At 67.7% G+C, this 13,589-nt stretch carries 12 protein-coding genes; 2 read left to right on the top strand and 10 right to left on the bottom strand.

The features are described 5' to 3' along the window. Positions 1 to 164 precede the first annotated feature (164 nt). Positions 165 to 500 carry a c-type cytochrome gene (locus tag NH8B_RS10955; protein ID WP_014087353.1) on the top strand — a complete coding sequence of 112 codons (336 nt, stop codon included), beginning with the start codon at positions 165 to 167 and terminating at the stop codon, positions 498 to 500. A gap of 25 nt (positions 501 to 525) precedes the next feature. On the opposite strand, the gene NH8B_RS10950 is transcribed toward NH8B_RS10955, so the two are convergent. The 3 genes from NH8B_RS10950 to NH8B_RS10940 form a co-directional block, all read right to left on the bottom strand. Beyond that, positions 526 to 1,725: an amidohydrolase family protein gene (locus NH8B_RS10950; protein WP_014087352.1), complete on the bottom strand. Its 1,200-nt coding sequence runs from the start codon at positions 1,723 to 1,725 to the stop codon at positions 526 to 528. Between the two features lie 109 nt (positions 1,726 to 1,834). Next, on the bottom strand, positions 1,835 to 2,602 hold the full coding sequence (locus NH8B_RS10945; RefSeq protein WP_014087351.1) for an ABC transporter substrate-binding protein: 768 nt from the start codon (positions 2,600 to 2,602) through the stop codon (positions 1,835 to 1,837). Between the two features lie 128 nt (positions 2,603 to 2,730). After that, the gene (locus NH8B_RS10940) at positions 2,731 to 3,945 is read right to left on the bottom strand and encodes a cyanate transporter (RefSeq protein ID WP_014087350.1); all 1,215 of its coding nucleotides are present in this window, start codon (positions 3,943 to 3,945) and stop codon (positions 2,731 to 2,733) included. 168 nt (positions 3,946 to 4,113) lie between these two features. Between NH8B_RS10940 and NH8B_RS10935 the strand changes: the two genes are divergently transcribed. Continuing rightward, positions 4,114 to 4,977, top strand: a complete 864-nt coding sequence (locus tag NH8B_RS10935; protein ID WP_041702935.1) for a LysR family transcriptional regulator — start codon at positions 4,114 to 4,116, stop codon at positions 4,975 to 4,977. 114 nt (positions 4,978 to 5,091) lie between these two features. On the opposite strand, the gene NH8B_RS10930 is transcribed toward NH8B_RS10935, so the two are convergent. Genes NH8B_RS10930 through acsA form a run of 7 tightly spaced genes read right to left on the bottom strand, consistent with a single transcriptional unit; the run spans position 5,092 to position 13,588 of the window. Further along, positions 5,092 to 7,896 carry an AMP-binding protein gene (locus NH8B_RS10930; protein WP_014087347.1) on the bottom strand — a complete coding sequence of 935 codons (2,805 nt, stop codon included), beginning with the start codon at positions 7,894 to 7,896 and terminating at the stop codon, positions 5,092 to 5,094. Continuing rightward, positions 7,880 to 8,137, bottom strand: a complete 258-nt coding sequence (locus NH8B_RS10925) for an acyl carrier protein (RefSeq protein WP_232503448.1) — start codon at positions 8,135 to 8,137, stop codon at positions 7,880 to 7,882. Before NH8B_RS10925 ends, NH8B_RS10930 begins: the two co-directional genes overlap by 17 nt. 54 nt (positions 8,138 to 8,191) lie before the next feature. Beyond that, complete coding sequence (locus NH8B_RS10920) at positions 8,192 to 9,283, bottom strand: dihydrolipoamide acetyltransferase family protein (protein WP_014087345.1); 1,092 nt, start codon at positions 9,281 to 9,283, stop codon at positions 8,192 to 8,194. Between the two features lie 49 nt (positions 9,284 to 9,332). Beyond that, on the bottom strand, positions 9,333 to 9,785 hold the full coding sequence (locus NH8B_RS10915) for a pyridoxamine 5'-phosphate oxidase family protein (protein WP_014087344.1): 453 nt from the start codon (positions 9,783 to 9,785) through the stop codon (positions 9,333 to 9,335). A gap of 13 nt (positions 9,786 to 9,798) precedes the next feature. Next, positions 9,799 to 10,773 carry an alpha-ketoacid dehydrogenase subunit beta gene (locus tag NH8B_RS10910; RefSeq protein ID WP_014087343.1) on the bottom strand — a complete coding sequence of 325 codons (975 nt, stop codon included), beginning with the start codon at positions 10,771 to 10,773 and terminating at the stop codon, positions 9,799 to 9,801. Next, positions 10,770 to 11,813: a pyruvate dehydrogenase (acetyl-transferring) E1 component subunit alpha gene (pdhA, locus tag NH8B_RS10905; protein WP_014087342.1), complete on the bottom strand. Its 1,044-nt coding sequence runs from the start codon at positions 11,811 to 11,813 to the stop codon at positions 10,770 to 10,772. The genes NH8B_RS10910 and pdhA overlap by 4 nt, the downstream gene beginning before the upstream one ends. Beyond that, positions 11,810 to 13,588, bottom strand: coding sequence for an acetate--CoA ligase (gene acsA / locus NH8B_RS10900; protein WP_014087341.1), 1,779 nt, complete (start codon positions 13,586 to 13,588; stop codon positions 11,810 to 11,812). Before acsA ends, pdhA begins: the two co-directional genes overlap by 4 nt. Position 13,589: the final 1 nt, after the last annotated feature.

Here is a 13,589-nt window from a genome sequence, read left to right as displayed (position 1 = left end):
CGGCTCGGCACCCTTTGGGGTCTACAAATTTACTTCTCGCGTGGACTTGCCGGCGTTGGCGGATCAATCGCTACAAAACAACCGTACAGACACTATGCTGTAACTTGTGTCTGTACGCATTGACTGCCTAGTCGCATCAGTTCGATTTTTACTCTGGAGTTGCTATGAAGACTGTGATCGTTTCAGCTTCGCTCCTGCTTTCGTGTACATTTGCTTTCGCTGCGGCTCCGGATGGCAAGGCGTTGTATCAGGACAATTGTGGCAGTTGCCATGGCGCCAAAGGCCAAGGCGCAAATGGCCCTCGGCTGGTTGGCGATGCCAGTCAGTGGCCGGTGCGCTTGTTCGAGCGTGCCGTTCTATCCGGTATCGATGATCATGGCAGGCCTTTAAAGGCTGCCATGCCGCATTGGCAAAATGCCAGCCTGAAATCCGACCATGGCGTAGCCCCTACACAGGCCGAGATCAAAGCCATCCAGCACTACCTCAAGCAGATCAAATAGCTGGTTTGCCGTCCGAGAGGCATTTCTACAGCCTGCTCCTGAGCAAGGCGCCGTTGCGGGCGATCACCTCGCCCTGGCGGATCACGACGCGCTGCGACGGCCGCATCACGATGGCTTCGCCCAGCGTGGCGCTGGGCAACAGCAGAAAGTTGGCCGCCATGCCGGTCGCCAGACCGTAGTCGGAGCGCCCGAGCGCCCGGGCCCCATGGATGGTGCCTGCTTCGAACGCAGCATGCAGGCCTGCGTCGGTGCGTACCCCGAAGCGGAACGCCTGCAGCATCACCCGTTCCAGCATGTCGCCATTACCCATGGGCGACCAGGCGTCGCGGATGCCGTCCGAGCCGAGACAGACGTTGACGCCGGCGGCGTGCAGTGCCGCAAACGGCGGGACTTCGATGTCGGCGGGTGCCGTGGTCAGCAAGGATATGTTGTTGGCCGCCAGTCGTTCGGCGATGGGCTGTGCCTTCGGCCAACTTGTCATGCCCAGGCAGAAGGCATGACTGATCATCACCCTGCCCTCGCGTTGATAACGTTGGGTGAAATCGATGATGCGTTCGATCTGCCACAGGCCAAGCTCGCCGCCGTCGTGCAGGTGGATATCGACGCCGCGGTCGAGCTCGGCGGCCAGCTCGAATACCTGTGTCAGGTGGGCGATCGGGTCGTGGTCGATGCCGCAGGGATCGAGCCCGCCCACAACTTCGACGCCCAGGGCCAGGGCTTCGCGCATCAGTGCTGCGGCGCCGGGGCGGGTCAGCAGCCCGGCTTGCGGGAAGGTGACGAACTCCAGGTCGATCAGATCCGCGTAGTGCTGGCGCAAGGCCAGCATGTCCTCGATATGGCGTAACCCCAGCTCCGGGTCGGCATCGACATGGCAACGCATCAGCAGCGTGCCTTGGGCGATGCACCGTTCGAGGAGCGCACCGGCTCGCGCGGCGATCGGTACTGTCAGTTCGCGCAGTACCTGGCGCTCGTTGTCGATGCGTGCCTTCAGGTTGGGGCCGGCACTGTGCGGCCGCCACGGCAAGCTCCACAGCGTCTTGTCGAGGTGGATGTGGCTTTCCACCAGCGGCGGGGTCAGTAGCTGGCCTTCGCCGTCGATGTCCGGTGCCGCTACGGGCCCGGGCTGTGCCGGACGGCGCCGGCCGATACGGCCGTGGACGATCTCGATGTCTTCCGCCGCCGCGCCGTACGGGCGGACGTTGCGTAGCCAGAATGTCTTGTTCATGGATTCCTCATTTAATGTCGACAGATTGGTGCAGGCTGAGGCTGCCGGACAGGCGCCGGGCTGGGTGAGTTCTGCCTCCCCGGCACCGGCCCTGCCCTGTTTCGCGCGATCAATAGATGTCGAAGGAGAAGTACTTCTTGGCGAGGCGCTGGTAGGTGCCATCCTTGTGCATGTCGGCCAGGGCCGTGTTGATCAGCCTGGCCAGATCGGTATCTTCCTTGCGCAGCCCTATGGCGGCCCCGACGCCCAGCGTTTTGGAATCGGTCACCCCGGCGCCGGCAAAGGCGTAGCCGTGCCCTGCACTGCTCTTGAGAAAACCGAGCTCGGCCTGCACGGACGACTGGAACGCGGCGTCGAGACGGCCGGCTGTCAGATCCTGGTACACCAGGTCCTGATTCTGGTAGGACATCACCGCGACTCCCTTGGGCTCCCAGTACGTCTTGGCGTAGGTTTCCGCGGTGGAGCCCTGCTCCACGCCGATGCGCTTGCCTTTCAACGCCTCGGCGGTCGGCTGGAAGCCGGCATCCTTGCGCGCGACCAGACGCGGCGGGACGTTGTAGATTTTGTCGGTGAACGCGACCTGAGCCAGGCGCTTTTCGGTCACAGCCATCGACGACAGGATGGCGTCAAACTTCTTGGCCTTGAGCGCCGGGATGATGCCGTCCCAGGCGTTTTCCACCCAGACACACCGGGCCTTCAGCTTGTCGCAGATGGCGTTGCCCAGGTCGATGTCGAAACCGACCAGCTTGCCGTCGGTGGCCTTGGATTCGAACGGGGCATAGCTGGGGTTGACGCCGAAGCGGATGACTTTCCAGTCCTTCGCCATCGCACCGCTGGCGGCGCAGGCCAGCATGGTGGCCAGTGCAAGTTTTCTCATGTCTCTCTATCTCCTGTTGTCGCTACGGGTACAGCACCAAGCGGCCAGCCTGCTATCGCTGTTGTATTGACTGGCCACGAACCGGCGGGCAGCCACGTGGCCGTGGCCCTACGCCGGGAAAACTCGGATCACGGGCGGCGCATGCTGCGCTGATAGCTGGCGGGCGACAGCCGTCCGGTCAGCAGGGCCATCGCCAGCACGATACCCAGGTGCCAGCACCAGCCGGTGGTGAAGCGGCCCCCGTCTTCGAGGAGCCAGCCCATCAGCCACGGGCCGGCGGCCGCCAGCAAGAACCCCCCGCCCTGCACGAAAGCGGCCAGCGAGCCCGCCTGGCGCGCATCGGCGAGATGTTCCAGCACCACGATCAGGCTCAGCGAGAAAAACCCGCCCAGCCCGACGCCGGCCAAACCGGCCCAGCACCACGGCGCCAGCTGCGGCTGCCATGCCAGGCCGGCAAAGCCAGTGGCCTGGCACGCCAGCGCCAGCCATAGCGTCGGACGGCGATCGCCGTGCTGGCGTGAGAGCAATGGCAGCAGCAAGGCGGCGGTGGCCTGCAGTACGGCCATCCACGCCAGCAAGTTGGCGGCCGGCTGCGCCGCCATGCCTTGCTCACGGTAGAACGACGGCAACCAGGCGACCAGGGTGGAATAACCGCTGTTGGTGAGGCCGAAATACAGCACCAGCAGCCAGGCGCGGCGCTGCGTGGCAAAGCGGCGCAGCGATGCCTCGTCGGCGCCCTGCGTCGTGGTGGGCACATTGGAGTCCGTCTGCTGCAGCCAGAGCGCCATTCCCCCCAGTGCCGGCACGCTCCACGCCGCCAAGCCCAGGCGCCAGCCGCCGTGCTGCGCCAGCCAGGGGCTGGCTATCGCCCCCAGGGCACCGCCGCCGACCAGCGCCGCGGAATAGACCCCCATCGCCAGCCCGATGCGCTGCGGGAACAAGCGCTTGGCCACGCCGGGCATCACTGCCTGGATGGCGGCCACGCCGGCGCCGGCAATAGCGGCACTGGCAATCAGCCCGGCGCTGCCACTGACCCAGGCCCGGGTGGCGCAACCGCTCGCCAGCAGCAGCAAGGCCAGCGCCACCGTGCGCCGCTCCCCGATCTGTCGTGCCAGCGCCGCGCCGCCAAACGCCAGCAGCCCCATCAGGACGAACGGCAATGCGGTCATGGCCGCTGCGGCGCGTAAGCTCAGCCGGGTGTCCGCACGCAGCAGGTCCAGCACCGGTCCGACCGAGGTGAGAAAGGGGCGCAGGTTGAGTGCGATGACGGCGAGCAACAGCAAGGCGGCCAGCGGCAGTTCCCGGTGGCGTGACGCCACGGCGGCGGCGTGGGTATCGGTCATGGTCAACTACTCTGCCGGCAGGCGGTTCGGTGCCGACGGCACGGGAATGGCAAGAAGAAAGCGCTGTAGCGTCATCGAACTGCTCCGTGAGGGGGTTGTGGAGCAGTCTAAGAAGCGGCGATAGAATTGAAAAATTAAATGTTCAACTGATTGTCAGTGGGAATCGTAATGACAAATCCGATGCTGGACCCGGTGCTGCTGAAGAGCTTCGTGGCGGTGGTGGAAAGCGGCAGCTTTACCCGTGCTGGCGAGCGGGTGCACCTCAGCCAGTCCACCGTCAGCCAGCATTTGCGGCGGCTGGAAGAGCAACTGGGCAGTGGGCTGCTGGACCGCAGCGGCCGCTACGTGGTGACCACCGAAAGCGGCGCCCGCTTGCTGGGCTACGCCCGCCGCCTGCTGGCCCTGATGGAAGATGCGGTGGAAGAACTACGCGAGGGGCAGGTGCAGGGCGAGATTCACATCGGCGTACCGGAAGACTTTGCCGCCGACCTGCTGACGCCGCTGCTGGGGGCCTTTGCCCGCGAGTACCCGGCGATCCGACTGGAAGTGACCAGCGGCTTGAGTAATACCCTGTGGCAACAGTTCTGTGCCGGCAGCTACGATCTGGTGCTGGTCAAGCAAAGGCAGGGGCATACCGTCGGCGCGGCCGCGTGGCCGGAGCCGCTGGCCTGGTTCGACAGCCTCGATACGCCCAGCTGGCAGCGCGATCCGCTGCCGCTGGTGGTGTTCCCGGTGGGCGGTTTGTACCGCGACGAGATGATCCATGCCCTGGAGAGCGGCGGACGGCGCTGGCGAATCAGCTATTGCAGCGCCAGCCTCGCCAGCATCCGCTCGGCGGTGGCGAGCGGACTGGGGATCAGCCTCCTCCCCGCGCGGCTGGCGTTGTCGGGCCACCGTCGCCTGGGCGAGCTGGAGGGTTTTCCGCCGCTGCCGCCCCTGGAACTGGTGTTGCACCGCCGCCCCGACGTGCCGCAGCGGGTGCTGGACCTGGCCGAGCGCCTGCAGGCCGCATGCGACGAGGTGATGGGGTAAGCGACCAGACCCGGTGATGCCGGCCGGGTTGCGGCGGGTTCTCAGTGGTAAATGAGCATTCCGTAGATGTTTTTAACGCTTATTGCCGAAGCGCAGCAGATCGTAAACAGGTTCTTACGCCGCATCGTGTTCGCCGCTCAGCGCCGCCAGAACCGGCCGCACGCTCCGGCTCAGTGCGGCCGCGGCGGCCCAGTCGGGGCCGCTCGGCATCACACTGGGGCCGACCTCGAATTCGATCGGCACCCGGCGCGGCAGCCATGTGCCGTCCCGCAGCACGATGCGGGTGCCGCGCAGTCCGGCCACGACCACCGGCACACGGGCCTGGCCGGCGGCGAGAAAACCACCCAGATGGAATGGCCGCAGTCCAGCAGCGCGGGTAAAGGTCCCTTCAGGGAAAACCAGCAGGTTTTCGCCCGCTTGCAGTGCGGCGACCATGGCGTCGAGATCATGCTGGCTCTGCCGGATATCGGTGCGCTCGATGAAGCACGTTCCCAGTCCGCCCAACAGGGCTCTTAGCAGCGGATTGGCGCTGAGTTCGCGTTTGGCGGTGAAGGTGTAACCCGGTGCCGCCGGCAGCAAGGCCGTGAGCAACAGCACATCCAGATAGCTGGAGTGGTTGAGCAGCAGCACGTGGGGCTGGCTCGGCAGGCGTTCCAGTCCCTGCGCCCTCACCTGCAACCCACTCAGTATCAGGCCGAGCCTGGCGGCAGCATGGACAAGGCGTCGGCCCAGGGGCGGCCTCTGCAGCAGGATGGTCAGTCCTCCGGCCGGCAGTGCCAGGGTGAGGAGTACCGCCCAGGCATAAGCGCCATAGCACCAGGCGGCGAGCTGCCGCAACGCGATGACGCCCCGGGCGAGCCCGCTCTCCCGCCACAGCCGCAGCGACTGCCGCCAGGGCGAGTCGGCGGACGGGTGATCGACCATGCCCTGCTCGTACGCCGCACGGCAGGCCTGACGGCGGATCTTGCCGCTGGAGGTTTTCAGGACCGTGTGCGGGGGCGCCAGCACGATCTCGTCGAGCGGCACCCCGACCACGTCGGTGGCGGTCTGGCGGATGCGCTGGTGCAGTTGCTCCCGGGCGGCGCTGCCCTGCTCCCGGGTTTCGGCCAACACCACCAGGCGTTCCGAGCCCTGCTGCGGATCGGCACTGGCAAACACCGCGACGCAGCCTTTGCGGATGCCCGGCAGGTTGCCGATGGCTTCTTCCAGGTCGTAGGGGTAGAAATTGCGGCCGGCACGGATGATCAGGTCCTTGACCCGGCCCGTCAGGTAGACCTCTCCCTCGGCCATGTAGGCGTTGTCACCGGAATCCAGCCAGTCGTCGTGGAACAACGCCGTGCTCGCCGCGGGGTTGTGGTAGTAACCCCGTGTCGCGGAAGGGCCGCGGAATTCGAGCCGTCCCACCTGGCGCTCCGGCAGTTCCGATCCGTCCTCGCCCACGATGCGGATTTCATGGTTAGGCAAGGGTCGGCCGCAGCAGGGAATGCGCAGGGCCGCGTGGTCGTCCTGGGCCGGAAGGGCTTGCCCCAAGGTGGCGAACGGTTCTGGCGCGATCAGGTCGATGTGCGGGCCTCGCCCGAGCGGTGGAAACGCCAAGGCCACGGTGGATTCGGCCAACCCGTATACCGGCGTCAAGGCGGTGCGCCGAAAACCACAGGCGGCAAAGCGGGCGGCGAAACGTTCCAGCGTGGCGGGGCTCACCGGCTCGGCACCGTTGAAGGCAAAGCGCCAGTGGGACAGGTCGAGGCCTTGCAGTTCGCTGTCGGCGGTCTTGCGCGCACACAGTTCATACGCGAAGTTGGGGGCGCCCGACAGGCTCGCGCGGTGCCGGGACACGGCCTGCAGCCAGCGTGCCGGCTGGGCCAGGAAGCTCAGCGTGGGCAGCAGCACCAGCGGGCAGCCGTGGTAGAGCGAACCCAGCCAGGCCCCGATCAGACCCATGTCGTGGTAGAGCGGCAGCCAGGAGACCCCGACGTCCTCCGCGGTGATACCGATGACCTGCCCCATGGCGCGGATGTTGGCGAGCAGGTTGGCGTGGCTGAGCATGACCCCCTTGGGGTCGCCGGTGCTGCCCGAGGTGTATTGCAGGAAAGCCAGGGCCGAGGATGTGCCCTGGAACGGCCGGCGGTCGGTCTCCCCGGCCAGCTCTTCCGGGGTGACGGCCCCGGCGAGGCTGGCGACGTTGGCGCGCAGCAGCGTGGCGACGGGCTTTGCCTGCTGCGTGGTAATCATCAGCACGACAGCGGCGTTGTTGAGAATGCGGGCGTGGCGACGCAGATGCTCGTCGAGCTGGCTCAGGCGGGTGGGTGGGTAGATGGGCACCGGGACGCCGCCTGCCAGCATGACGCCGATGAAGCTCGCCAGATAGCCAAGGCCGGTCGGCAGCATCAGTGCGATGGTTTCGCCTGGCGTCACCCCCCGTGCCGCCAGTCCGCCGGCAATCGCCCTGCCCGCCTCGAACAGCTCGCGGTAACGGATGGGGTGGAGCGTTTGCTGCTCGCCGTATAACAGGACGTGGACGCGCTCCGGCTGGCGCTCGACGTGCCAGAGCAAGGCCTCGACCAGGGTGTCCGCGTGCCGTGGCGGCTCGATGGCGGAGCCCTGCCGCAGCGGCATGAGAGCCGGCGGCGCCTCGGCCCTGCCCGGCTGTGCCAGGTACGGCAGCAGGTCGCGCACGGTTTCCGTGCGCGATAGCGCTTCGTCCGGCAGTTGAACCGCGAACGCCTGGTTCAGCCGTTGCACCAGTTCGACCCGGGTGAGGCTGTCGAAGCCCAGCTCGCCTTCCAGGGTGCTGTCCAGCGTCACGCCCGCTGGGTGGGTCGGATGCACCTCCCGCTCCAGTGCACGGATCACCTGCAGCAGGCGCTCGGTGTGTTGCGCCAGCGTGGCGTCGGGTCCGGGATCAGGGCTCGCTGTCACGGGGCGGTGAGGCGGTCGGGGCATCGCGCAACCGGGCCGCGAGGTAGTCGAGCACGGCGTCGAGCGAGACCAGCTGGCGATAGTCGGCCTCGGGGATGTCGACCTGAAGGCGCTCGTGCAGGCCGATGATGAAGTTGAGCCAATCCATCGAGTCGAGGTCGACCTCGTCGCGCAAGGGGCGGTTGTCGCGCAGCGCGCTCTCCTCCACCTCCGGGGCAATCTTGCGCAGCGAGTCGATCACGAGGGTACGAAGGCGGGCGCGGTCCATGGCGGGCTCCGGTCGGCGTTGCAGCGGTTAGAGGGCATCCGGCTGTTGCAGCAGCTGGCGGATTTCGGCCAGGAACAGCGCGCCGCGATGGCCGTCGCTGGCACGATGGTCGCCGGACAGGCTGGCGATGACGCTCGGCATGGCCACGCATTGGCCCTGCTCCACCCATGGCCGTTCCATCACCTTGCCGAAGCCGACCAGGGCGACTTGCGGCGGGTAGATCACGCCGAACACCGACTCGCTGCCCTGCTCGCCCAGATTGGTCACGGTCAGGGTCGGGTCAGCCATCTCGGAGCTGCGCAGCGAACCGGCACGGGCGCGCTGCACCAGGTCGGCGAGTTCGCGCATCAGCACCGCGAGCGGCTTGGCGGCGACGTCGTGCAGGGCCGGGGCGATCAGTCCGCCCTGGCGCAGCGAGATCGCCACGCCGAGGTGGGCGGCGGGGGCGGCGCGGAAGGCGCCGTCGATCCAGTGGCCGTTCATCTCGGGGTAGCGGCGCGTGGCCAGCGCCACCGCCTTGAGCAGCAGCACGGCGGGCAGCAGGCGCTCGGTGACGGGCAGTTCGGCGTTGCGCCGCTCCAGCCAGGCGAGCGCCGGCCGCAGCGGGATGGTGTCGGCCAGGTAGTAGTGCGGAATCTCGCGCTTGGAGCGGCTCATCGCCGCCGCGATGGCGCGGCGCATCTCGGCGCCGCGATCGGGCGCCGGGGCGGCACTGGCCGCCGCCTTGGCCTCGACATCCTGCAGGGTGATCGCCCCCTCCGGTCCCGAGCCGCTGAGGCTGGCGAGATCGACGCCAAGCTCGCCGGCACGCTTGCGCGCGGCCGGCGAGATGCGGCGGCGCTCGGCGCCCCTGGCGGGCAGCACGGCGTTCTCTGCCGTTTCGCCCGGGGCCAGCAGCAGCGCGATCGGGGTGCCGACGGGCACCTTGTCGCCGATGTCGATCAGCAGTTGCCGCACGGTGCCGTCGACCCAGCTTTCCACGTCGACGGCGGCCTTGGCGGTATCGACGATGGCGACGATATCACCGCGCTTGACCGTGTCGCCGGGGTGGATTTTCCACTCCAAGAGCTTGCCTTCGTCCATGTCGGCGCCGAGCGAGGGCAGTTTGAATTCGATCATGGCCGGCCTTTCCGTTGGCACCGGGTGTGGTCGCGGGGTTGGAGTGGCATCACACTTCCAGATACTCGGTGTAGCCGAAGCCCTGGCGGTAATCGAGCAGCGAGATGACCTGCGGTGTGACCTTGATCACCGCCAGTTCGCTAGCCATGGTTTCCACCGGGCCCATGTCGGCGATTTGCGGGAACTTGGTCTGCATCAGGTCGAGGGCCTGCTCGATCTCGTCCGGGTCTTGCACTTCTTCGGCGATGCCGCCCAGCGACAGCCCCCGGATCTCGTGCCAGTCGGTGTAGTCGTGGTCGATGGCGAGCGAGACCTTGTTGTTGAGCCGGATGTTGCGCAGCTTTTGGGCGTGCACGTCACAGCACAGGTAAATCGTCAGGCCGTCGTTGACATAGGCGACGGTGGTCGCCTGGGGGTAGCCGTCCTCGCGGACGGTGGCGATGGTGCAGAGATTGTGGGTATTCATCACTTCCAGCACCCGCTGGCGTGCGACGTCATCCATGGTGACTCTCCGGTTAGGTTCCGCAGACGGTGCGTACCGCCGCGGCGATGCTGGCCACCTGGGGCAGCGCGGCCTCTTCCAGGTGGCGGGCGTAGGGAATGGGGACTTCGGCGCTGCATACCCGCACCGGCGGGGCGTCGAGCTCGTAGAACGCCTGCTCGGTGAGGCGCGCCACCACCTCGGCGGCGAGGCTGCCGCTCTTCCAGCCCTCGTCGACGACCACCGCGCGGTGCGTCTTTTGCAGCGATGCCAGCAGCGTGGCGTCGTCGAGCGGCCGCAGTACGCGCAGGTCGATCACCTCCGCCTCGATGCCCTCTTGCGCCAGTTGCTCCGCCGCGTCCAGCGCCTTGCCGAGCAGCCCGCCGTAGGCGATCAGGGTGACGTCGTGCCCACTGCGCCGCACCCGGGCGGAACGGATGTCGACTTCGACGTCTTCGGCCAACTCGCCTTCCACGTTGTAGAGCTGGCCGTGCTCGAACAGGATCACCGGGTCGGGGTCCTGCAGCGCCGGCCACAGCATGCCGCGCGCGTCTTCCAGCGTGGCCGGCGCCAGCACGCGGATGCCGGGGATGTGGGCGTACCAGCCTTCCAGACTGTGCGAATGCTGCGCGGCGAGCTGGCGTCCGGCGCCGGTGGTCATGCGGATCACCAGCGGCACCGAGCACTGACCGCCCGACATGTGGCGCAAGGTGGCGGCGGTGTTGACGATCTGGTCCAGCGCCAGCAGGCTGAAGTTGACCGTCATCACCTCGACGATCGGGCGCAGCCCGCCCAGCGCCGCGCCGATGCCGGCGCCGACGAAGGCGAGTTCGGAGAGCGGTGTGTCGCGGATGCGTTCGGGGCCGAACTCCGCCAGCAAGCTCTTGGACACGGCATACGTGCCGCCGTAGCGGCCGACGTCCTCTCCCATCAGGAACACGCGCGGGTCGCGCCGCAGCGCATCCCGCATCGCTTCGCGCAGGGCTTCGCGGTAGCTGGTGTGGCTCATGATGCGCCCCCGGCGGGGGTATGAACGTCGCGCAGCAGGTCGGCGACCGGCTCCCAGTGGCCGGCGCCGGCAAACGCCACGGCGTCGTCCACCTCGCGCCCGACCTCGGCGTCGAGCGCCAGGAACTGGTCTTCGGCCAACCTGCCCTGGGTTTTCAGCCGTGCGGTGTAGGTGTGGATCGGTCCGTGCTCCTTCCAGTGCTCGATTTCCGCCTTGTCACGATAGAGGTCGGGGTCGAACATCGAGTGCGCGCGGAAGCGGTAGGTCTGGAACTCGAGGAAAAACGGCTGCTGCGCGGCGCGCACCGTGTCGGCGGCCTCGAGCGCCGCCGGGTAGGTCGCCACCACGTCCATGCCGTCGACTGCGCGGGCCGCGATGCCATAGCTGGCGGCCTTGCGGCACAGGTCGGTCTGCGCCTGGGCGCGCGGCAGCGCGGTGCCCATGGCGTAGAGGTTGTTCTCGCAGCAGAACAGCACCGGCAACTGCCACAGCGCAGCCAGGTTCATCGATTCGTGGAAGGCGCCTTCGGCGACGGCGCCGTCGCCGAAGAAGCAGGCGGTGACGCGGCGGATGCCCTGCATGCGGTCGGCCAGCGCCAGCCCGACCGCCAGCGGCAGGCCGCCGGCGACGATGGCGTTGCCGCCGAAGAAGCGTGCCTTGGCGTCGAACAGGTGCATCGAGCCGCCGCGCCCGCGCGAACAGCCTTCCTGCTTGCCGAACATCTCGGCCATGATGGCGCGCATCGACACCCCGCGTAGCAGCGCCTGGCCATGCTCGCGGTAGGTGGCAACCACGGTGTCCTCCGGCGCCAGCGCGCGCATCGCGCCCGCCGCCACCGCTTCCTCGCCGATGTAGAGGTGCAAAAAGCCGCGAATCTGGCCGGCGCCGTACAGCTCGGCGGCCTTTTCCTCCAGCCGCCGGATGCGCAGCATGTCGCGCAACAGGCCTAGTGCCAGCTCCGGTGCGAACGGTACGGGGGCGGTGGGGACCGGGCCCGGCGGCAGCATCAGCTCGGCGTCGGCTTGGTTGGGCTGGCTCATGCGCCCTCCTCCAGTGTCGACAAATCGCCTTCCGGCAGCCCCAGTTCACGCGCCTTGAGCAGGCGGCGCATGATCTTGCCGCTGCGGGTGCGCGGCAGCGTCGGCAGGAAGGCGATCTCCTTCGGCGCCACTGCCGCCCCCAGGCGTTTGCGGGCATGGCCGAGCAGCTCGGCGCGCAGTGACTCGCTGGCCTCGACGCCCCGCTTGAGCGAGACGAAGGCCTTCACCACCTCGCCCACCATCTCGTCGGGCTTGCCGATCACCGCGGCCTCGGCCACCGCCGGGTGTTCCATCAGCGCGCTTTCCACCTCGAACGGCCCGATCAGGTGGCCGGACGACTTGATCACGTCGTCGGCGCGGCCGACGAACCAGTAATAGCCGTCGGCATCGCGCCGCGCCAAGTCGCCGGTCAGGTAAAGCTCGCCGGAAAAACACTTGCGATAGCGTTCGTCCTGTCCCAGGTAGGCGCGGAACATCGACGGCCAGCCGGCCTTGAGCGCGAGCTCGCCGACGGCATCCGCGTCGCTCAGCACCTCGATGGGCCGGTCCGGCTGGTGCCGCACGATGCTGGCCTCGACACCGGGCAGCGGCTTGCCCATCGAGCCCGGCTTGATCGGCATCGCCACGGTGTTGGCGATCATGATTCCGCCGGTTTCGGTCTGCCACCAGTTGTCGTGGATCGGCAGGCCTAGCACGTCCGCGCCCCACCACACCGCTTCCGGGTTGAGCGGCTCACCGACGCTGGCGATGAAGCGCAGCGCGGGAAACTGAAACTGGTGCGCCAGCTCCGGCCCGGCCTTCATCAGCATGCGGATCGCCGTGGGTGCGGTGTACCACACGCTCACCCGCTCCTCCTGCAGGACGCGGTACCAGTGTTCGGCGTCGAACTCGGACTCGTCGATGATGCTGGTCACGCCGTGCAGCAGCGGCGCGATGATGCCGTAGGAAGTGCCGGTGACCCAGCCGGGGTCGGCGGTGCACCAGTAGATGTCCTGCGGGTGCAGGTCGAGCGCGTACTTACCGGTGACGTAATGGGTGAGCGCCGCGCCGTGCACGTGCAGCGCCCCCTTGGGGGTGCCGGTGGTGCCGCTGGTGAAGTGCAGCAGCGCCGGGTCGTCGGGCCGAGTGGGAGCGATGGCGAACTCATCGGAGGCTTCTGTCATCAGCCGGCCGAGGTCGAGCGTGCCAGGCTCGTCAGACGTGGAAAGGTTGGCCGAAGCACCATCATCGTCGATCAGCAGTACATGGCGCAGTGACGGCATCTGCGTCCGCATCGCGGCCACCTTACGACGATAGAGCGACGCGGTGGTCACCAGTAGCGCCCCCTGCCCGAGCCGTACCCGGGTGGCGATCGGCTCCGGGCCGAAGGCGGAGAACAGTGGCGACACCACCGCGCCGGCCTTGAAACTACCCAATACGGCAAGATAGAGCTCCAGGCGTCGTCCGCACAGCACGAACACCCGGTCGCCGCGACCGATGCCGAGGTGGGTCAGGACGTTGGCGAAGCGGTTGCTGAGGCGGCGCAGCTCGTCGTAATGGATGTCGCGGCGGCGGCCGTCGGCGGACAGCAGGCGCAGCGCGGTGTGCCCGGCGCGTTCGCCCAGGGCGTGGCGGTCGACCGCTTCATGGGCGAGGTTGAGCCCGCCATCCGGCAGGCCCGCCAGCTCGCGCCGCTCAGCGTCCCACGAGAAAGTGCGGCACACCGCGTCGCGATCGCCCAGGTTGGGCGGCAACGGCAGCGCCGCCACGTCCTTGTTGATCAGAGTCGGTCGCACG

The organism is Pseudogulbenkiania sp. NH8B, assembly GCF_000283535.1.
Lineage (GTDB): Bacteria > Pseudomonadota > Gammaproteobacteria > Burkholderiales > Chromobacteriaceae > Pseudogulbenkiania > Pseudogulbenkiania ferrooxidans.
Note: the sequence above shows the minus strand (reverse complement) of the source record. Positions and strands in the feature narration are given on the sequence as shown.

Excerpts from the sequence above, each read along its gene's own strand:
- NH8B_RS10955 (WP_014087353.1), top strand. The coding sequence starts at position 165 with ATGAAGACTGTGATCGTTTCAGCTTCGCTCCTGCTTTCGTGTACATTT.
- NH8B_RS10950 (WP_014087352.1), bottom strand. The coding sequence starts at position 1,725 with ATGAACAAGACATTCTGGCTACGCAACGTCCGCCCGTACGGCGCGGCG.
- NH8B_RS10945 (WP_014087351.1), bottom strand. The coding sequence starts at position 2,602 with ATGAGAAAACTTGCACTGGCCACCATGCTGGCCTGCGCCGCCAGCGGT.
- NH8B_RS10940 (WP_014087350.1), bottom strand. The coding sequence starts at position 3,945 with ATGACCGATACCCACGCCGCCGCCGTGGCGTCACGCCACCGGGAACTG.
- NH8B_RS10935 (WP_041702935.1), top strand. The coding sequence starts at position 4,114 with ATGACAAATCCGATGCTGGACCCGGTGCTGCTGAAGAGCTTCGTGGCG.
- NH8B_RS10920 (WP_014087345.1), bottom strand. The coding sequence starts at position 9,283 with ATGATCGAATTCAAACTGCCCTCGCTCGGCGCCGACATGGACGAAGGC.
- NH8B_RS10915 (WP_014087344.1), bottom strand. The coding sequence starts at position 9,785 with ATGGATGACGTCGCACGCCAGCGGGTGCTGGAAGTGATGAATACCCAC.
- NH8B_RS10910 (WP_014087343.1), bottom strand. The coding sequence starts at position 10,773 with ATGAGCCACACCAGCTACCGCGAAGCCCTGCGCGAAGCGATGCGGGAT.
- pdhA (WP_014087342.1), bottom strand. The coding sequence starts at position 11,813 with ATGAGCCAGCCCAACCAAGCCGACGCCGAGCTGATGCTGCCGCCGGGC.